Consider the following 18,640-nt stretch of genomic DNA (forward strand, 5'->3'; position numbering starts at 1 on the left):
TAGGGTGTTGAAGGGATTGCTAGCTTATGATTATGTTTTTCCGTTAGTTCTCGGTTTCCTATTCGGCATTATGTGCCGGATTCATCTTTTGCGCACGGATTATCGACAATATCCAACTTATCCGCACGGGAAAATTATTCACGTTTCACTAGGGGTGATCGCATCCGCGCTCGGAGCGTTAGCGATGCCTGCGTTGCTCAAGGAGAATTACACCGCAGTCACATTTTTGACGTTGGCTGCTCAACAATTCCGTGATGTCAGGAACATGGAACGCACTACGCTCAACGAGATCGATAAACAGGAGCTGGTTCCCCGTGGAGGCCCCTATATCGAAGGGATTGCCATGGTGTTTGAAGGACGAAATTACATGGTCATGTTTACCTCATTGGTGACAACGACGGCAACCATTCTCTTTCATTGGTGGGGAGGTGTCATTGCAGGTGTCCTCGCCTTATTGATTTCTCGCAAGCTGCGCTCTGGAAAAACATTATCGCTGATTGCAGAGATCGAGCCGGGAGAAGTGAGAATGGAAGGAAGAGACTTGTATGTGAACGACATTTACATCATGAACGTCGGGTTGGCAGATGCCCAAGAGATCATACGCGAGCATGGCCTGGGTTTTGTTCTGACACCGAGGGATGCCAATGCCAAGGTCACGATTGCCCATCCAGGTCAGCGGCAAGCAATTTTGCACGATGTTGCGACGCAACTCGGCGTATATACAGATACGGGCGAGCCATCGCTAACACCTTTGGTAAAACGTGATATAAAGTCAGGGAGACTAGGTGTATTTTTATTGCCGCAAGAAAAAGATGTGGAACGTGCAACGTCCGTCATTCGTGCAGTCCCGATTCTCGAAAGCGTCTTCCGAATGCCAACGAAGACTAGAATCGTGAAAAAGGAGCTGTAGGCCATGACAGGAGTAATCTTGGCGGTGATTACCACGAACAAAGACAGGATAGCGGGTGGTGTGCCGATTTTTATCGAGTCTACTACCGAGAAGATGCAACAAACAGCTTTCACGCTGGAAAAGATACTAGACGGGATGGTGCATGAAGTAACCGCCGGTACCCTTATCATTGTTCGGCATAAGTAGTGTATGGTATGATTAGCTAGTCAAAACGTAAAATGAGAGAGAGTGTTGTTGATTATGGGATTACCAGTGGTAGCCATTGTGGGGAGACCCAACGTGGGGAAATCCACGATTTTTAACAGATTGATTGGCGAACGAGTCGCGATCGTGGAGGATATGCCGGGAGTAACCCGTGACCGCCTGTACGGGAAAGGTGAATGGTTAACTCATACTTTCCATGTGATTGATACCGGTGGAATTGAGTTTGGCGAGACCGACGAGATTCTTACACAGATGCGTTACCAGGCAGAGCTTGCGATTGACGAAGCAGATGTCATCATTATGATTGCAGATAGCCGTACAGGTGTGACAGATGCGGACGTTGAACTGGCACGAATGCTGAATCGGACAGGAAAACCTGTCGTACTCGCGGTGAACAAAGCGGATAATCCGGAAATGCGTGCGGATATTTACGATTTTTATTCTCTGGGCTTGGGTGAGCCATTCCCTGTCTCGGGTAGCCATGGTCTTGGCTTGGGCGATATGCTGGAAGAAGTGGTTCAGCATTTCCCAGCAGAGGATGACGAAGAGAAAAGAGATGATGTCATTCGTGTATCCATCATCGGTCGTCCAAACGTCGGGAAGTCTTCCTTGACGAATGCGATTCTAGGTGAAGAGCGAGTCATTGTCAGTGATGTTGCCGGAACGACCCGTGATGCGATCGACACGCCATTTGAGCGTGATGACCAAAGCTACATTCTCGTAGACACGGCAGGTATGCGCAAGCGTGGAAAAGTGTATGAAACAACGGAAAAATACAGTGTGATGCGTGCCATGCGTTCCATTGAAGATTCCGATGTCGTTCTTGTTGTCATTAACGGGGAAGAAGGCATTATCGAGCAAGATAAGAAAATCGCAGGTTATGCACATGAGGCTGGCCGCGGTGTCATTATTATCGTGAACAAATGGGATGCGATTGAAAAAGACGACAAAACGATGCAACGCTTCACAGAATTGATCCGCGAAGAGTTTAAATACCTGGATTATGCTCCGATTCTGTATGTGTCTGCAAAATCGAAGCAACGTGTCCATACGATTCTACCGAAGGTCAATGAAGTAGCTCAAGCACATGCGATGCGCATTCCTACCGCGGTTCTCAATGACTTGGTAACCGATGCGACGATTCGTACACCTCCACCATCTGATCGCGGCAAACGCTTGAAGATCAACTATGCGACACAAGCAACAGTGAAACCACCGACGTTCATTCTGTTTGTGAACGATCCGGAACTCATGCACTTTTCCTATGAACGTTACATAGAGAACAAGATCCGTGAAGCCTTTGTATTTGAAGGCACACCAGTTAGAATCTGGACACGGAAAAAAACGTAGGGAGAGAAAAACGCCATGGTGTTATTATCCTGGGTGCTTAGCTATTTAATCGGTTCTATTAGCTTTAGCTATCTTATCGCCAAAAAAGTCGCAGGAATTGACATTCGTTCTCATGGCAGCGGAAATGCCGGTGCAACCAATACCCTCAGGGTGTTAGGTAAAGGCCCCGGCATTGCCGTTCTCCTTCTTGATGCACTAAAAGGAATAGCTGCGATGGGACTGACTCACCTGATGACGGGGGACCCGGCAGCATACGCGGTGGCAGGCCTGTTTGTTATCGCAGGTCACAATTGGCCGATCTTTTTTGGATTCCGTGGAGGGAAAGGCATTGCGACCACGCTAGGTGTCGTGTTAGGGTTTTCTCCCTTGGCATTTTTGATCGCTGCCGTGTTGGCTGTCGTAGTCATTGCGATCACTCGCTTCGTTTCATTAGGATCATTGGTGATCGTAACGGTTATTCCATTCACCCTTTACTTGTTGGACAAACCTATCTCCTTTGTTTGGGCGAGCTTGGCGATCGCAATCTTTGCTTACATTCGTCATTATAATAATATCCGCAATCTTCTTGCAGGAAACGAACGAAAACTAGGAGACAAGTCCAACCGGAAGCTGGGATAATGTACGAACGGACATGAGAAAAGTGGAGGGGGACGTATTGATTCAAAATGTTACGGTGATTGGTGCCGGAAGCTGGGGAACGGCACTTGCTACAGTCTTGGCGGACAACGGGCATCAGGTTACGCTTTGGGTACGGGATAAAAAGCTGGCAGAAGAAATAAACAGCAAGCATGTGAATGAGAAGTACCTGCCGGGAGAAAAGCTTTCGGCCAACATTGTTGCAACCACCAATATTCAAGAGGCTGTCGTTGGCAAGCGCATTGTTCTTCTCGTTGTTCCTTCCCATGCCATGCGCCAAATCTGTCAGCAAGTAGCTCCGTACCTGGAACCGGATGTACTTTTGATTCATGCGACAAAAGGCTTTGAACTGGAAAGCCTGAAGCGAATGTCAGAAGTCATTGCGGAAGAGATACCGAAAGAGATTGCGTCCAGATTGGCTGTGCTGTCAGGACCGAGCCATGCTGAGGAAGTAGTCAAACGGCAACCAACGACAGTTGTGATGGCGTCTGAATCCGAAGAAAGCATGCTGCGCTCTCAGGATCTGCTGATGAATACGAATTTTCGTGTGTATACCAATCCGGACTTGATTGGCGCTGAGATCGCCGGAGCGTTGAAGAACATCATTGCACTTGGTGCAGGGATGTCTGATGGTTTAGGGTATGGGGACAACGCTAAGGCAGCCCTGTTGACCCGAGGCTTGGCGGAAATTAGCCGTCTGGGTATCAAGCTCGGTGCTAAGCCGCTTACGTTTTCGGGCCTTGCTGGTGTTGGCGATTTGATTGCCACATGCACGAGTAAACACAGCCGAAACTGGCGTGCAGGCTACATGCTCGGACAAGGAAAAAAACTCGATGACGTACTGGCACAGATGGGTATGGTCGTCGAAGGCGTTCGCACGACAAATGCAGCCTTTTCTTTATCGCAACGCGAGCAGGTTGAGATGCCAATCACTTCGGTTCTATATGGCATGCTGTTTGAAGGAAAAGAAGCTCGTCAAGGCGTGGAAGAATTGATGGGGCGCGGAAAAACCTTTGAAATGGCGTTCCTCAATCCCGATGCGGAATAAAATCATGTATCACCGATTTAGGCTTCTGCACATACGATAGGGTGAAAGCCCATGTGCAGGAGGAGATTTCATATGAATAATATGTCGAAACGACTTTTTGAGCGTTTGCAAGGGAAAGCAACGGAAAATGTCGATGAAGAAAAGCTTCGCTCACTTGCTGGTCAGGTCAAGCGCAGTGACTTTGAAGACGAGACCAAGCTGCGTCAAATCATTCGCACGCTCGCTACCCTTAGCGGCAAGCAATTAACTCCTGAAAAGGAAGATAAGGTCATTGAAATGTTTCGCAATCAGGAAATCAACCTCAATGACATGTCCACCTTGACCAAGCTGCTCAAATAAGAGAAATGGGCGATTATGCCCGTTACCTGCAACAAAAACCGTCATACAGTAAGACTAGGAACAATCATGGCTCTACAGGGACATGGCTGACCTACAGATTGCAAGAAAAAAAGAGGGATCTTATCCCTCTTTTTTTCGTTCTTTGGAGTTGCTGCTTACCTGTGTAATCAAGTTCTGGACCAAGGGGGATTGCAGGAGCCCCAGTAATTGCCCGATATCTATATTGGCCAATAGGTTGCCTAAGCCTGATTCCGGCGGTGTTGTTGTTTCTGCAGTCTTTTGTGGCTCAGGAGCAGTTTTGCGTTTGCCAGCAGCAGCAGGCTTTTCGGCAACGACCTCTGGCTCAGGCGTGCGTTTTCCGAGGTTCTCAATCATCTCCATCGCCCCGTACAACGAATCCATCGTGTCTTCTACCTGCCGAATCGTGCTCCCGATCCCTTTGATGTTATGGCGCATTTTCGTAACAGAGGTGCGCAAATCAACGGCGGGCAGGATTCTTTTCGGTGAAATGGAAAGGGAGACATTCTCGACTTGGTCGCTTAATTTTTTGCTGGGTATAGGCGCATATGGATTCCGCCATTTTCGATTACTTACTTTATTACTCAACGTTTCATCCCTCCAATGGGCGAATTCATCACGATAGTCTATGCGAATGTCTAGTATTAGGTTCGCAAGCGTCAGACGATGAGGGGGAATTATGGTATAATAAAGCAAAAATGCAAAGGATGCTGCAGTCCCGATGTATATTGATCCTATGACAAAGATGAACATTTCCTTAATCGCCATTGGGCTCATGTTCGTCTGCAATTTACTTATGATCTTTGCCAGAAAAATAAGTAATGGGTTTTTGCGGTTCCTTGTGAAGACCATCGCATTCTTACTATTACTCGTCGTGCTTGTCATGATTTTGATTGTGATTTTTGTCTAGGGAGGATGAAAAATGTCAACAATCACACTACTTACTCGTGCAGGCAGTCATGAAGTCTCGATCGAGTTGAATCAATCGATTGTTGTTCTTGCAAAAAAGAACAACATCGTGTGGGGCCATGCATGCCAAAGAGGGGTATGTGCACAATGCCGTACACATGTTTTAGAAGGTGCGGAGCACTTAAACGAAGTGACATCAGAAGAAAAACTGCGATTGAGAAAGGCTGAACGCGCAGAAGGCTACAGATTAGGCTGCCAGACGAAGGTTGTTTCATCAGGAACAGTCAAGGTAGCTCATCGGCCGTACTAGTAAAGGAAGTGACGAAATGGGGAAAGTAACCTTTCTCCCGAGCAAGAAAAGTGTGAAGGCGCGGACAGGGCAAACCTTGGTCGGTGTAGCTTCGTCAGCTCGCGTCGTAATCCCGCAGAGATGCGGTGGACACGCATCTTGTCTAATGTGCCGCGTGGTCGTTGAGAATGGCCTGCTGTGCCCGCCAACGGCGCTGGAAAAGCGCAAGCTGCCTGAAAAGGATCTGGCGAAAGGGATTCGTTTGGCTTGTCAGGCAAAAACGACAGAAAAGGATTGTACGGTCAGTATTCCAGAAAGTAAGCTGAAATCAGTGGTAGCGGCTGCACTCGAGCGACAACGCAAAGAAAATGAAGATGGGATATAAGAGGTGTGTACATAAGATGTGGCAATCGTGGCGAAAATCGTTCAAGCTTGTGTTTAGTTTGACGATTCTGTCTTCCCTTTTATCTGGATGCTTGTATCCGGATGAGCGCAGAGCAGAGAATCAAATTCCGAGTACCTTTTTTGTAGAAGCAACACAAAAAGCGATTGAGCAATTTCAAAAAGACACAGCAGTGTTGCCAATCGTAACCAAATCGCTCGATACTCCTATTTTTGAAAAATACGAGATTGATTTCCGCAAGATGATCCCAAAATACATGCCGGATGTACCTGGGAACGCATTTGAAAAAGGTGGCGTGTACAAGTACGTACTGATTGATGTGGAAACTAAGCCAACAGTGAAGCTCATTCATTTGACAGCTGTCAGTACGGTAGCGGATGTACAGAGCGAAGTAGACCGTTACAAGGGACATTTCGAAAAGCTGCCTGTACTCGCAGACTTGGGGAATGGATACTATTCCATCGATCACGAGCGGCTCGGCTTAAAAGCGTGGCAGGTGCCGTCCACGATGGGGACTTACTTGTTGCCGCTGGTCATGAACGCTGAAGGACAAGTCGGGATTGACTATGCTTCGGATATCGCGCAATTGCTTCGGGATACAAAAGTAACCGTGCCGGAAAAAACAGACCCGAGATACGTGCTGGCGCGCAATTCCATGTTCGTGCCCGCAAAATCGTTCCCATATGAAATGGTCAATGGTGAACCACAGCTTCTCAAACTAAATTAACTTCGTGAAAAACGACTCTCATCAGGGTCGTTTTTTTTGTTCTAGTTAACGCAAAAATACATATATTTGTACTGTCCACAAAACTAGTACGAGATTCCCTACGAAAATACTGGCGGTCAGGGATAATTCGGAAAATCGGTCATAGTGTAAAAATAGACAAATAGAAGGAGGTCATCGATGGTGGAACGAGTCGACATCTTTAAAGACATTGCCGAGCGGACGGGCGGAGACATCTACCTCGGAGTGGTAGGCCCTGTTCGTACGGGAAAGTCGACCTTTATCAAACGGTTTATGGAGCAAGTTGTCATCCCGAATATCAACTCTGAAGCGGAGCGGATTCGAGCGACAGACGAGTTGCCGCAGAGCGCTTCAGGACGAACAATCATGACAACCGAACCCAAATTTGTTCCGAATCAGGCAGTTAACGTACATGTGACAGAAGGACTCAGTATCAATGTCCGCCTCGTTGACTGCGTTGGCTATACGGTGCAAGGGGCAAAGGGCTTCGAAGACGACAATGGTCCAAGAATGGTAAATACACCGTGGTATGAAGAGCCTGTACCATTTGAGGAAGCGGCCGAAGTCGGAACACGCAAGGTTATCCAAGAACACTCAACCATCGGGATCGTTGTGACAACGGATGGCAGCATCGCGGAAATCCCGCGTGTAGGATACATCGATGCAGAGGAGCGGGTTGTAAACGAGCTGAAGGAAGTCGGAAAGCCGTTTGTGATCGTTGTCAACTCGACGCGTCCGCGCTCCGACGAAGCACAAAACCTTCGTGTCCAGCTTCAGGAAAAATACGATGTACCAGTCGTGGCCTTGTCAGTTGATCATATGACAGAGCAGGAAATCTTGCTCCTTATGAGAGAAGTCCTGTTTGAATTCCCGGTTCATGAAGTAAATGTAAATCTGCCAAGCTGGGTTATGGTGCTGGAAAACGGGCACTGGCTCCGTCAGAACTACGAGGAAGCTGTACGTGAGACCGTGCAGGACATCCGCCGGTTACGCGATGTGGACCGTGTCGTCGGCTTCTTCAATGACTATGACTTCGTAGAGAGAGCCTCTCTTGCTGGTATGCACATGGGGCAAGGGATCGCTGAGATTGACCTCTACGCGCCAGATGAACTGTATGACCGCATCTTGATGGAAATCGTCGGTGTAGAAATAAATGGCAAAGATCACTTGCTGAAAATCATGCAGGAATTCGCACATGCCAAGCGCGAGTTTGATCAGGTAGCGGAAGCGTTGCACATGGTCCGAAGTACGGGCTACGGAATAGCAGCCCCGTCGTTGCATGAAATGACCTTGGACGAACCTGAACTAATCCGTCAGGGCCCGCGCTTTGGAGTCAGACTCAAAGCAACAGCGCCCTCTATTCACATGATCCGGGTGGATGTTGAGTCTGAATTCGCTCCGATTATCGGAACAGAGAAGCAGAGTGAGGAACTTGTCCGCTATCTGATGCAAGATTTTGACAAAGACCCGCTATCCATCTGGAACTCCGATATCTTTGGACGCTCGCTCCATTCCATCGTAAGAGAGGGGATTCAGGCAAAAATTACCATGATGCCAGACAACGCCAGATACAAATTACAGGAGACTTTGGGTCGAATCATCAACGAGGGATCGGGTGGCCTGATAGCGATCATACTCTAATAAATAGTTCGAAAGTCCTATAAACAATAAATATAGGGAAGGCATCTGACATGACGAGATGCCTTTTTTTCTTGTATTTCGTTCAATTTCGACAGGAGGGGCTTGAATTTAAGAAATCGGTGTATTACTATAAGCTTGTCAGATCGGTAAAAACAACCAATCGTGTATAAAACGCTTCGTTTCGGTTAAGAAAAATAATAGCTAGGACTTGGTGTTCTTTGAGGGGAGGTGAATAAAATGAACAAAACAGAACTGATTGCAAAAGTGGCTGAAACCACAGAACTCACCAAGAAAGATGCAACAAAAGCAGTTGATGCAGTTCTTGACGCAATTGCAGATGCATTGAAAACTGGTGATAAAGTCCAACTGATCGGCTTTGGTAACTTCGAAGTTCGTGAACGTGCGGCTCGTAAAGGTCGTAACCCACAAACTGGTGAAGAGATCGAAATCGCTTCCAGCAAAGTACCTGCGTTTAAACCAGGTAAACAACTCAAAGACTCCATCAAGTAGTTGTTTCTTTTGAGAACGAAGCACTTACATAAAAAAATCCACATTGATAAAATGTGGGTTTTTTTCTATCTACATACAGTTTGCCTATGAGAATTCTGGGATATCTTTTTGTCTTTTTTTAAACGATATGGTAAGATTGGCTTTGATCGCGAGCAGGCACTAAGTCTGGCACTGATTTGGAGCAGGCAGACCATAGTGATGAGAAACAAGGCGTATGCCGTTACGTAGGAGGTACAATGATGAACGTCGACTTAGATAAAATACAGCAAGCTGTTCGCATGATCCTAGAGGCAGTGGGGGATGATCCTGATCGTGAAGGAGTGCTGGATACCCCTAAGCGAGTTGCGAAAATGTACGCCGAAGTATTTGAGGGCATGCATATAGACGAAGAACAGTATTTCGAGACTGTCTTTAGTGAAGATCATGAGGAAATGGTATTAGTAAAGGACATTCCGTTTTACTCTATGTGTGAGCATCACTTGGTTCCCTTCTTCGGAAAAGCGCATGTCGCTTACGTACCTCGTGGAGGCCGCGTAGTAGGACTGAGCAAGCTCGCGCGTGCGGTTGATACCGTGGCAAAACGTCCGCAGTTGCAGGAACGAATTACAGCAACAGTAGCTGACGCGATTATGCGCAAGCTCGATCCGCACGGCGTCGTTGTGGTAGTAGAAGCAGAGCATATGTGCATGACGATGCGTGGCGTGAAAAAGCCAGGCTCGAAAACGATCACCTCTGCTGTTCGCGGTATGTTTGAAAAAGATGCGGCTGCGCGTGCAGAAGTCATTAGTTTGATGCGTTAATCAGAATGCAAAAATAAGGAAATTATATTGACTTTATAGGTAAAATATTGTATAGTACGGATGTACAGTCGGGATGTGGCGCAGCCCGGTAGCGCGCACCCTTGGGGTGGGTGAGGTCCAGGGTTCGAATCCCTGCATTCCGACCATCTGCATATAATGATCAGAAGCCTTGAGCAGAGGCTTCTTTTTTATGTGAAATGGCTACTCTCCCAAGTAGTACCATTTTGCTATTGGCTTCCTGATCTTTCTTTTTTATAATGATAGGTAGACAAGCTAGGGAAGGGTTGTTCAATGCTATGAAGGTGCCTGTATCACTTCAACCATATTTGCAAACATTGCCGCAAACCTATGATGCCTCTTCGCTTTCGTATGGAGACGAGGGGCTCTTCTCGGACATCTTGCAGTCCCAGTTAGCAACAACCGGCCAGCGAGTAATCAGTTCGCAGGAGATTTTGGCCAAACTAGATGGATCCAGAAGCTGGAAGATTCCTACCCATATTCAAAATGAGCAGTCCCTGTCTTTTGCAAAAGGGCCATCTGTTCCTACCCCGGAAATCTTGGACAAGATTGATCAGACAGCGAAAGCGATCGGAGTGGACGTTGATCTGGTGAGAGAGGTCGTCAGGGCCGAATCCAATTTCAATCCGAATGTAGAATCGCGTGCAGGGGCGAAGGGCTTGATGCAGCTGATGGATAATACGGCAAAAGCCATGCAAGTCCGCAATGTATACGACCCTGATGAAAACCTTGAAGGTGGAACAAAATATTTGAAGTCGCTTTTGGATCGTTATGATGGAGATGTGAAAGTAGCACTTGCTGCTTACAATGCTGGTCCGGGTCGGATGAGCCGTCTGGGGATCAGCAGTGATGACGAGCTAGAAGCGAAGTTTGACCAATTGCCGCAAGAGACACAGCGCTATGTAGACAAGATCATGAGCCGTCTGGAGTCGGAAGGGGCATCATACTAGACATACGCGCATACCGTATTGGTCAGGAGGAAACACATTGGCACAACCATCGGGATTTAATCAGGATTATTTCGTAGTCAAAGCGAAGGAAAATGGCGTTCATGTGATCGGATTAACAAGAGGTTCTGATACGCGTTTCCATCATACAGAGAAGCTCGATAAGGGCGAAGTCATGATTTTTCAATTTACGGAGCACACCTCTGCAATTAAGGTGCGAGGAAAAGCGGTGATTTACTCGCAGCATGGCGTCGTGGATACGACTGAATAAAGAGCAAGTCGTTTTGCTAAGAAGCAGGCATAGCCTGCTTTTTTTATTTGTACAATGGAGGAGAGGAGGGATGTCTATGCCGCGCCAATTGTTGATGGCGATTGCTGTTTCCACTTTCTTGGCTCTGATGCTGTCGCTGGTCCCCACAAACCAGTGGATGCAAGCGGATATACCGACATTTCAGTCAGCTCGTGCCATTCACTTAAGTGAGCAAAATGCCCTTGATTTGTTTACAAGGATGTCGACACATTATAATATTAAGCGTATAAAATGGGAAAACCCATCGATCTATGTTGATTTTGTGGTGAAACCTGCCGAAAAAGTAGAGTTAAATACCGTTTATCAGGATTTTTACCGTTTGACATACGACTTGCGTACCTATGCAGACAATGTCGGGCCCGTGTACTATCGCTTGTTAGAGGAGACGGATCCACCAAAAGAATCGAGATTATTGATTGCCATACAATCGACAACTGGAAATCTCGCAGGACATGACAAACCTTTGACCGACCCTTCCGATATCCAGACCTTTGTAAGCAGTACATTTCCTATTCGAATCGAGCCGTATTTTTATGAGCGAATTAGTCCCTGATGGAAGAAGTATGGTATGATAGTAGAGACGGCCTTTTGACCGGACGGCAGAGGAAGACCGAAGAGTAAGGAACAGTACGGAACAGGCAGACATCTTTAGGTTGTGCAGCTTGTGGAGGAGGACGCATGAGCAAAGAACTTTCCCCGAATGTAGAAGAGGTTCGGTCCATTATCGAACAAATCTACAAGAGAATCACCCATTCCTATGTAGAACATTATGTTGACGTTCCTTCCATGGCGGAAAATCGTCTTGAGCTGTTGTACCTTTTTTTGCTGGAACAAGGCATGCCGAAGGAAAAGGCTTCGGTTTTATGTACAGCAACAGGGCTTGTCCAATTGGGACTGGACACGCATGAGCTCGTAAAAAATGAGTACGACTCCTCACAGAGCGCGGAGCGAAACCGACAGCTGACCGTACTTGCGGGTGATTATTACAGCAGTCGCTATTATCACCTTCTGGCTTCAGCCGGTGAAATCCAAGCCATTCAAGTGTTGTCGGCAGCCATTCAGCGAGTGAACGAAGCGAAAATGAGACTCTACATCGCTGGGCGAGATAGCAAGACTTTATCAGATGAAGAGTACTGGGAATTGCGAAATACGATTGATACAGGCTTATACGTGGCTGTTGTAGAGGAGTATGCCGATTCAGCTGAACGCCGTCGCTTCTGGAGCGATCTGATGAAGCAAACAGCCAAGGTAGAGAGTGTGATCGGTGAGTGGGAGCAGCTCAAATGGCAAGAACAAGTCCCTTTTGGTTTTGCCCGTTTTTTGCTGCAAAAACCCGGGGCTACACTCGCGCAAGTTTTGTCTGGCGTTGAGGGGAAAGCCCTCGAATTAATCGGTTTATGCGAGCAAATGGTGCGCACGCTGCATCCGGCAGAGACGCGGAATATGCTTGCATCCATTACGGCACGGTACTCCCATCGGATCAGTCGCTTGAAGAAGGTAATTGAGGAGATGTAGCCAAGTGAACCAGACACAGATGAATGAGAAAGCAGAGTACGTTCACTCCGTTTTCGAGAGCATTGCAAACGATTACGACAAAATGAATAATGTAATCAGCTTTGGCAGTCATATTGCTTGGCGTAATTACACGATGAAGCAGATGAATATCCAGCCAGGGCATACAGCGTTGGATGTTGCTTGTGGTACAGCAGACTGGACGATTGCATTGGCTAAGGCTGTCGGAAAAGAAGGCAATGTTGTTGGCCTTGATTTCAGCCAGAATATGCTGGATGTAGGGGCATATAAAGTAGCGAACGCAGGTGTTGGCAACAACGTAAAGCTAGTGAACGCAGATGCAATGAATCTGCCTTACGAGGATCATACCTTTGACTTCGTAACAATCGGGTTTGCTCTGCGCAATGTACCGGATGTTCAGCAGGTCTTGAATGAAATGGCACGTGTTGTAAAGCCGGGCGGTAAAGTCGTTTCTTTGGAAGTGTCCAAGCCCCCATTCATTCCGTACCGGAAGCTATTTTACTTATATTTCTACAAAATCTTGCCGTTTATTGCGAAGCTGACAGTCAACAAATACGAAGAGTATGCTTGGCTGCCCCAATCCCTGACCAATTTCCCGGACAGTCGCGAGCTGGCAAGCATGTTTCAGAAAGCAGGCTTGGACCCGGTTCAGGTCAAATTGTTTATGGGCGGCGTATCAGCCTTGCATATTGGCACAAAGCCATAATTATGAGGAGTAAACCGGTATTTCTTCACTAGATAGGAAGTGTCATAAATGGGTCTACGTAAATTGAAAATCATCTTGGAAATGATTAAATTCGAGCACTCCCTTTTTGCCTTGCCTTTTGCCTTTATGGGAGCTGTTTTGGGAAGCATTGTGGTAGAGAATGCTTGGCCTACTTGGTCGGAAATTTTTTGGGTGACGGTAGCGATGGTGGGCGCTCGCAGTGCAGCGATGTCCTTAAACCGCGTCATCGACCGGGTAATTGATGCGAAAAATCCTCGGACAGTCACACGAGCGATTCCTGCTGGCCTCATTTCGATTGTGGAAGTCATTTTGTTTATCGTGGTGTCCTTTGCGGTGCTGTTCATTGCCGCATTCCAGTTAAATGATTTGGCTGTGAAATTGTTGCCGCTCGCTGTGTTTGTTCTTGTGCTTTATTCTTATACGAAACGCTTTACCTGGCTTTGCCACTTTGTACTCGGGGTTGCCATCGGCTTCGGCCCGCTAGGGGGCTGGGTAGCGACAACGGGTCAAGTAGATGGTGTCGGCCTTCTATTGTTTGCATCGGTTATGTTCTGGACAGCAGGATTTGATATCATTTATGCATGCCAGGACGCCGATTTTGACCGGAAAGAAGGACTTTATTCCATGCCGAGCCGCTTCGGAATTGCCAATGCACTTCTGATCGCCCGCGTATGCCACGTTCTTACTTTCGTTGGTCTGATGTCGTTGTATGTAGTTGCAGACTTGTCGATCTGGTTCTTGGTAGGTGTGCTCATTTCGGGTGCGATTTTGATCTATGAACACACGCTGGTGAAGCCAACAGACTTGTCCAAGCTGGATATGGCATTCTTCAACATGAACGGCATCTTGAGTGTCGTGATGTTTACCTTTACGATGATTGATTTGGTGATTGCATGAACAAGCAAAAGTGGGCTGTCGGGATAACGGGTGCAAGTGGTGCTATCTATGGTGTTCGAGTCGTCCAGGAGTTATTGCGTGCTGGACATATCGTTCACTTGATGATTACAGAAGCAGGCTGGCAAGTATTTCGTGATGAACTGGATTGGCACACAGATGACAGAGAAGCTCTGTTGCAGGAGAAGCTGCAACTAGACTTTTCTGGTGAGCTACATTATTGGGGACTGCGAGATTTCAATTGTCCCGCAGCCAGTGGTTCCTATCGCTGTGACGGTATGATCGTCGTACCGTGCTCGATGGGGACTGTTTCTGGCATCGCACATGGCGCATCAGGTAATTTGCTGGAGCGCGTTGCTGATGTCATGATCAAGGAAGGGCGGCGTTTGGTCATCGTTCCGAGAGAGACGCCGCTCAATGCGATTCAGCTCGAGAACATGCTCAAATTAAGCCGTCTGGGCGTCAAGATTCTGCCTGCTATGCCAGGCTACTATCAGAAACCGCAAACCATGGATGATCTGATCAATTTTGTGGTAGGGAAAACTTTGGATGCAATTGATGTACCACATTCGCTGTTCCGGCGTTGGGGGGAATAAACGCATGCAAAAGTCTTTGCGTGTTGGACAAATTTTGTATACCAATGTATTGCCGGTTTACTTCTATTTTGATCAAGAAAAATTCGAAGACCGAATCGAATTCATCCGCCAAGTTCCTGCCCAGTTAAACACCGCAATGGCGAATGGCGAGATTGACTTGGGACCGATTTCTTCGTTTAGCTATGCAGAGCATGCCTCCGAATACGTGGCATTGGCAGATCTGTCTGTCAGTGCCAAGGGGAGAGTAGGCTCCCTTTTCTTATTCAGCAAAAAGCCGATTGAACAACTAAACGGCGCCAAAATTGCCTTGACCAACACATCGGCTACCACCGTGAATCTCTTAAAGATCATTCTCCATAAGTTTTACGAATATGAGATTTCCTACGTTACACAGGAACCTATTTTGCATGAAATGCTGGAGGGTGCTGATGCAGCGCTCTTGATCGGGGATGACGCGATTTCCGCTGAGCGAACGGCCAAAGACCTTCATGTCTACGATTTGGGAGAGCTGTGGCATCAATTTACAGGCTATTCCATGACCTTTGCCATTTGGGCTCTCCGTCGAGCAGTTATTGCCGATCATCATGACTTGATCGCGGACGTCCATGCCTCTTTTTTAGAGAGTAAAAGGAAGACCAGGGAGAATACAGCCCCATTGATTGACTACGTTCACACGCATTTCGGTGGAGAGAAAGAGCAATGGATCCACTATTTCCAAGGATTACAGCACGATTTCGGTGACGTTCAGCGGATTGGACTGGAGTACTATTACCGATGCGCAGCGGAGCTGGGACTTCTATCGGCACCTGCAACCGTCGATCTGTGGCAAGCTGGCGGCCGACAGACCAATACTACGTTGACGAGATAGGTGGAACGGATGAATCTAGTCGATATTTACTTCAAGATGAAAAAAGATGTCCAATACATAGAAGATGAACTGGAGAAAGCAATTGACACGCCGGTTCGAGAGTTGTATCTATCCTCGACTCACTTGCTCAAGGCAGGAGGAAAGCGGATTCGTCCCGTGTTTGTTTTGCTGGGCGGTAAGTGGGGCAATTACGACATCAAAAAACTAAAGCATGTGGCTGTTCCTCTTGAACTGATCCACATGGCATCCCTGGTGCATGATGATGTAATTGATGATGCGGATAAGCGTCGCGGAAAAGATACTGTTCGGATGAAGTGGGATAACAAAGTAGCCATGTATGCCGGCGACTATATTTTTGCACGGGCATTGGCCATTGCCTCCCAACTCCCGATCCCGCAATTGCACCAAATTCTCTCGAATGCAATCGTCGAGGTTTGCAAGGGAGAGATCCAGCAAGTAAAGGATTTGAATAACTGGGACCAAAACTTCCGTACCTATTTGCGCAGAATCAAACGAAAAACGGCGCTTTTAATTGCGATTAGCTGTCAATTAGGAGCAGTGGCAAGCGGAGCGTCAGATGATATGATTCGCAAAATGTACTGGTACGGCTACAACGTGGGGATGGCTTTTCAAATAACCGACGACATTTTGGACTTTACAGGGACTGAGAAGCAGTTAGGAAAGCCGGCTGGAAGCGACCTGGTGCATGGTAACATTACGTTGCCTGCGCTTTATTCGGCTCATCATGGAAAGGCACGAGCGCAATTCCAGGAATGGATCGCGCAAAATACGTTCTGGGATCATACAGATGAAGCAGTTCGTATGGTGCGAGAAGATGAGGGCATTGCCTTTTCGCAGCGCCTTGCTGAACGCTATATCGCCCGTGCGCATGCCATTCTCGCTGATTTGCCTAATAACCAAGCTAAGACATCTTTGACAGGTATCGCCAATTATATTATTGATCGTAAATTTTAATGATATTTTGACGGTCTGCCTGTTGCTTGACCACTCTAGTTTTGATAAAATTTTCGTTGGTGTCCTATTCACCAATACATAGCTCTAATGGAGGCATACTTACAATGGAAAAAACATTCCTTATGGTAAAACCAGATGGCGTACAACGTAACCTGATTGGTGAAATCGTATCCCGTTTTGAGAAAAAAGGCTACCAACTCGTAGGTGCTAAGCTGATGACAGTAAGCCGCGAATTGGCTGAAGAACACTATGCAGAGCACAAAGAGCGTCCATTCTTCGGTGAACTGGTAGACTTCATCACTTCCGGACCAGTATTCGCTATGGTATGGCAAGGTAACAACGTAATCACAACTGCTCGCGCTATGATGGGCAAAACAAACCCGGTAGACGCTGCTTCCGGTACGATCCGTGGCGATTTCGCTACTTCCGTTGGCATGAACATCATCCACGGTTCTGACTCTCCTGAGAGCGCTGAGCGTGAAATCGGCCTGTGGTTCTCCGCAGAAGAAGTTCTCTCCTTCGAGAAAACCATCCAACGCTGGATCTAAGATGGATCGAGAAGACCCCATTTGTTGGGGTTTTCTTTTTTTTGTCAAATTCTTTGTCAAAACAGATAGGATAATGGCGAAATATAGCGAATGAAGTTAGGGAGTTTTCAAAGGGGGTACGATTCAGCATGGAAGATAAGGACTTTCTCCAATTTATTGCTAGTGTGAAAAAAATGACTGGAATTGATCTTGCCCTCTACAAGGAAGCACAGATGAAGCGCCGTCTAACCTCGTTGAGACAAAAGCGGGGGTACAACACATTTGCCCAGTATTTCGATGCCATCGCTAAAGACAAGGAGCTTTTCTATGAGTTCCTCGATAGGATGACCATCAACGTATCGGAATTTTTCCGGAATCCAGGCCGGTGGGAAGTTCTCGAGAATAAAATTTTGCCACGCTTGGCAAAGCAATCGCCGCGGGTGAAATGCTGGAGTGCGGCATGCTCGACAGGGGAGGAGCCGTACACACTCTCACTGATTTTGCTACGCATGAAGATGGATGCGACCGTGCTCGCTTCCGATATTGATGAGGGAGCACTGGCAAAAGCGAAGCAAGGGGTGTACACGGACCGCTCCCTGCAAGATTGTCCGAAAGACCTCGTAGCAAAGTATTTTGAAAAAGATACACTCAGCTATCGCATCACGGACGAAGTGAAGAGAAAAGTGACGTTCAAAAAACATAATTTATTGGCGGACTCATTTGATTCTCAATTTGATTTAATTATTTGCCGGAACGTGATGATTTACTTTACCGAAGAAGCAAAGCATGAGCTGTATCACAAGTTTAGCCGGGCCCTGAAACCTGGTGGAGTACTCTTTGTAGGTAGCACGGAACAAATTTTTCAGCCGCAACAATACCAACTGGAGACAGAGGATACGTTCTTCTATCGGAAAATGGGTTGATTCCTGTTGGCCTTGGTATATCTCTGCTGTTTTTTCCCAAGACTAGGAATACCTACTTTGCAAGAGGAGGCAGCAGATGGATAAACACAAGGTCATCGAAGCATACCGTCGAGGGCTGATCACGCTGCAGGAATGTGGTCAGATTTTAGGGGCGGAGAGGACACAACTAGATGATTTGTTACGCGTGGATCACACTCGCAAACCGCTGAGCCCCAATCCTTTTTTCAACGTGTAGGAATATATAAACACTTCGTTTATATATTCCGGAACGCATGGAAACTTTCCCCTAAAACGCGGTCGCTCCTCCGTGAGCGATCAACGATAGAGGTTTCCTTAACGTGTAGGAATATCAATCCTGATTCATTCGCGATAGCGTAAAGAGAGCGCTTCTCCCCATGCGGAGGGGCGTTTTCCTGTAGAAAGAAAAGGTTTTTCGCAGACGTTTCCCACTTTTGTATTTCCACGGCGTACTAGGTATGATATTATAGCGCTTAAAAGTGATAAAGGACAGCACCCCAAA

26 protein-coding genes and 1 tRNA gene are annotated in these 18,640 nt (G+C 47.1%); 26 read left to right on the forward strand and 1 reads right to left on the reverse strand.

Translation table 11 applies throughout. From position 1 onward, the window contains the following. Positions 1-4: 4 nt before the first annotated feature. The 6 genes from M3630_RS08905 to M3630_RS08930 all read left to right on the forward strand — a co-directional run bounded on the left by M3630_RS08905 (position 5) and on the right by M3630_RS08930 (position 4,487). Positions 5-910 carry a YIEGIA family protein gene (locus tag M3630_RS08905; RefSeq protein ID WP_251251859.1) on the forward strand — a complete coding sequence of 302 codons (906 nt, stop codon included), beginning with the start codon at positions 5-7 and terminating at the stop codon, positions 908-910. Positions 911-913: 3 nt separating this feature from the next. Then, the gene (locus M3630_RS08910) at positions 914-1,096 is read left to right on the forward strand and encodes a capping complex subunit for YIEGIA (RefSeq protein ID WP_251251860.1); all 183 of its coding nucleotides are present in this window, start codon (positions 914-916) and stop codon (positions 1,094-1,096) included. 54 nt (positions 1,097-1,150) lie between these two features. Beyond that, positions 1,151-2,464: a ribosome biogenesis GTPase Der gene (der, locus tag M3630_RS08915; protein WP_173609833.1), complete on the forward strand. Its 1,314-nt coding sequence runs from the start codon at positions 1,151-1,153 to the stop codon at positions 2,462-2,464. 15 nt (positions 2,465-2,479) lie between these two features. Continuing rightward, positions 2,480-3,082, forward strand: a complete 603-nt coding sequence (gene plsY / locus M3630_RS08920; protein WP_173609522.1) for a glycerol-3-phosphate 1-O-acyltransferase PlsY — start codon at positions 2,480-2,482, stop codon at positions 3,080-3,082. A 13-nt stretch (positions 3,083-3,095) separates the two neighbouring features. Then, positions 3,096-4,148, forward strand: coding sequence for an NAD(P)H-dependent glycerol-3-phosphate dehydrogenase (locus M3630_RS08925; protein WP_285860356.1), 1,053 nt, complete (start codon positions 3,096-3,098; stop codon positions 4,146-4,148). Between the two features lie 72 nt (positions 4,149-4,220). Then, positions 4,221-4,487 carry a stage VI sporulation protein F gene (locus tag M3630_RS08930; protein WP_173609521.1) on the forward strand — a complete coding sequence of 89 codons (267 nt, stop codon included), beginning with the start codon at positions 4,221-4,223 and terminating at the stop codon, positions 4,485-4,487. A 120-nt stretch (positions 4,488-4,607) separates the two neighbouring features. Here the strand turns inward: M3630_RS08930 and M3630_RS08935 are convergent, their stop codons facing one another. Continuing rightward, on the reverse strand, positions 4,608-5,093 hold the full coding sequence (locus M3630_RS08935; protein ID WP_251251861.1) for a hypothetical protein: 486 nt from the start codon (positions 5,091-5,093) through the stop codon (positions 4,608-4,610). 157 nt (positions 5,094-5,250) lie between these two features. Between M3630_RS08935 and M3630_RS08940 the strand changes: the two genes are divergently transcribed. The 20 genes from M3630_RS08940 (at position 5,251) to M3630_RS09035 (ending at position 18,355) form a co-directional block, all read left to right on the forward strand. After that, a complete protein-coding gene (locus tag M3630_RS08940) occupies positions 5,251-5,415 on the forward strand; it encodes a DUF2768 domain-containing protein (protein ID WP_260506823.1) in 165 nt (54 codons plus the stop codon). A gap of 12 nt (positions 5,416-5,427) precedes the next feature. Next, positions 5,428-5,724 carry a 2Fe-2S iron-sulfur cluster-binding protein gene (locus M3630_RS08945; RefSeq protein ID WP_251251862.1) on the forward strand — a complete coding sequence of 99 codons (297 nt, stop codon included), beginning with the start codon at positions 5,428-5,430 and terminating at the stop codon, positions 5,722-5,724. A gap of 16 nt (positions 5,725-5,740) precedes the next feature. Beyond that, positions 5,741-6,088 carry a 2Fe-2S iron-sulfur cluster-binding protein gene (locus tag M3630_RS08950; protein ID WP_251251863.1) on the forward strand — a complete coding sequence of 116 codons (348 nt, stop codon included), beginning with the start codon at positions 5,741-5,743 and terminating at the stop codon, positions 6,086-6,088. Between the two features lie 16 nt (positions 6,089-6,104). Then, the gene (locus M3630_RS08955; protein ID WP_221867110.1) at positions 6,105-6,833 is read left to right on the forward strand and encodes a hypothetical protein; all 729 of its coding nucleotides are present in this window, start codon (positions 6,105-6,107) and stop codon (positions 6,831-6,833) included. A 180-nt stretch (positions 6,834-7,013) separates the two neighbouring features. Then, on the forward strand, positions 7,014-8,492 hold the full coding sequence (spoIVA, locus tag M3630_RS08960) for a stage IV sporulation protein A (protein ID WP_047069484.1): 1,479 nt from the start codon (positions 7,014-7,016) through the stop codon (positions 8,490-8,492). A 237-nt stretch (positions 8,493-8,729) separates the two neighbouring features. Further along, the gene (locus M3630_RS08965; RefSeq protein ID WP_005831316.1) at positions 8,730-9,002 is read left to right on the forward strand and encodes an HU family DNA-binding protein; all 273 of its coding nucleotides are present in this window, start codon (positions 8,730-8,732) and stop codon (positions 9,000-9,002) included. A 236-nt stretch (positions 9,003-9,238) separates the two neighbouring features. After that, complete coding sequence (gene folE / locus M3630_RS08970; RefSeq protein WP_173609515.1) at positions 9,239-9,802, forward strand: GTP cyclohydrolase I FolE; 564 nt, start codon at positions 9,239-9,241, stop codon at positions 9,800-9,802. Positions 9,803-9,871: 69 nt separating this feature from the next. Then, positions 9,872-9,948, forward strand: a tRNA-Pro gene (locus tag M3630_RS08975). A 111-nt stretch (positions 9,949-10,059) separates the two neighbouring features. Continuing rightward, entirely contained in the window at positions 10,060-10,770 is a 711-nt protein-coding gene (locus M3630_RS08980) for a lytic transglycosylase domain-containing protein (RefSeq protein WP_232773185.1), read from the forward strand. Between the two features lie 37 nt (positions 10,771-10,807). Next, positions 10,808-11,038 (forward strand): trp RNA-binding attenuation protein MtrB, encoded by a 231-nt coding sequence (gene mtrB / locus M3630_RS08985; protein WP_047068979.1) that lies wholly within the window; start codon positions 10,808-10,810, stop codon positions 11,036-11,038. A 76-nt stretch (positions 11,039-11,114) separates the two neighbouring features. Next, positions 11,115-11,630 carry a hypothetical protein gene (locus tag M3630_RS08990; RefSeq protein WP_088907225.1) on the forward strand — a complete coding sequence of 172 codons (516 nt, stop codon included), beginning with the start codon at positions 11,115-11,117 and terminating at the stop codon, positions 11,628-11,630. Positions 11,631-11,755: 125 nt separating this feature from the next. Then, complete coding sequence (locus tag M3630_RS08995; RefSeq protein ID WP_251251864.1) at positions 11,756-12,592, forward strand: heptaprenyl diphosphate synthase component 1; 837 nt, start codon at positions 11,756-11,758, stop codon at positions 12,590-12,592. Positions 12,593-12,596: 4 nt separating this feature from the next. Then, complete coding sequence (locus M3630_RS09000; protein ID WP_304502561.1) at positions 12,597-13,316, forward strand: demethylmenaquinone methyltransferase; 720 nt, start codon at positions 12,597-12,599, stop codon at positions 13,314-13,316. 48 nt (positions 13,317-13,364) lie between these two features. Further along, on the forward strand, positions 13,365-14,234 hold the full coding sequence (locus M3630_RS09005) for a UbiA-like polyprenyltransferase (RefSeq protein ID WP_173609512.1): 870 nt from the start codon (positions 13,365-13,367) through the stop codon (positions 14,232-14,234). Then, on the forward strand, positions 14,231-14,827 hold the full coding sequence (locus M3630_RS09010; protein ID WP_007716550.1) for a UbiX family flavin prenyltransferase: 597 nt from the start codon (positions 14,231-14,233) through the stop codon (positions 14,825-14,827). The genes M3630_RS09005 and M3630_RS09010 overlap by 4 nt, the downstream gene beginning before the upstream one ends. A gap of 4 nt (positions 14,828-14,831) precedes the next feature. Then, on the forward strand, positions 14,832-15,695 hold the full coding sequence (locus M3630_RS09015) for a menaquinone biosynthesis protein (protein WP_232773188.1): 864 nt from the start codon (positions 14,832-14,834) through the stop codon (positions 15,693-15,695). A 9-nt stretch (positions 15,696-15,704) separates the two neighbouring features. After that, positions 15,705-16,670 (forward strand): polyprenyl synthetase family protein, encoded by a 966-nt coding sequence (locus M3630_RS09020; protein ID WP_173609510.1) that lies wholly within the window; start codon positions 15,705-15,707, stop codon positions 16,668-16,670. A 104-nt stretch (positions 16,671-16,774) separates the two neighbouring features. After that, on the forward strand, positions 16,775-17,218 hold the full coding sequence (ndk, locus tag M3630_RS09025; protein ID WP_007716560.1) for a nucleoside-diphosphate kinase: 444 nt from the start codon (positions 16,775-16,777) through the stop codon (positions 17,216-17,218). Positions 17,219-17,346: 128 nt separating this feature from the next. After that, entirely contained in the window at positions 17,347-18,120 is a 774-nt protein-coding gene (locus tag M3630_RS09030) for a CheR family methyltransferase (protein WP_173609509.1), read from the forward strand. A gap of 76 nt (positions 18,121-18,196) precedes the next feature. Continuing rightward, on the forward strand, positions 18,197-18,355 hold the full coding sequence (locus M3630_RS09035) for a hypothetical protein (protein ID WP_173609508.1): 159 nt from the start codon (positions 18,197-18,199) through the stop codon (positions 18,353-18,355). The last annotated feature ends 285 nt before the right edge of the window (positions 18,356-18,640 follow it).

It is taken from the genome of Brevibacillus sp. MER 51 (genome assembly GCF_023714195.1).
Classification (GTDB): domain Bacteria; phylum Bacillota; class Bacilli; order Brevibacillales; family Brevibacillaceae; genus Brevibacillus.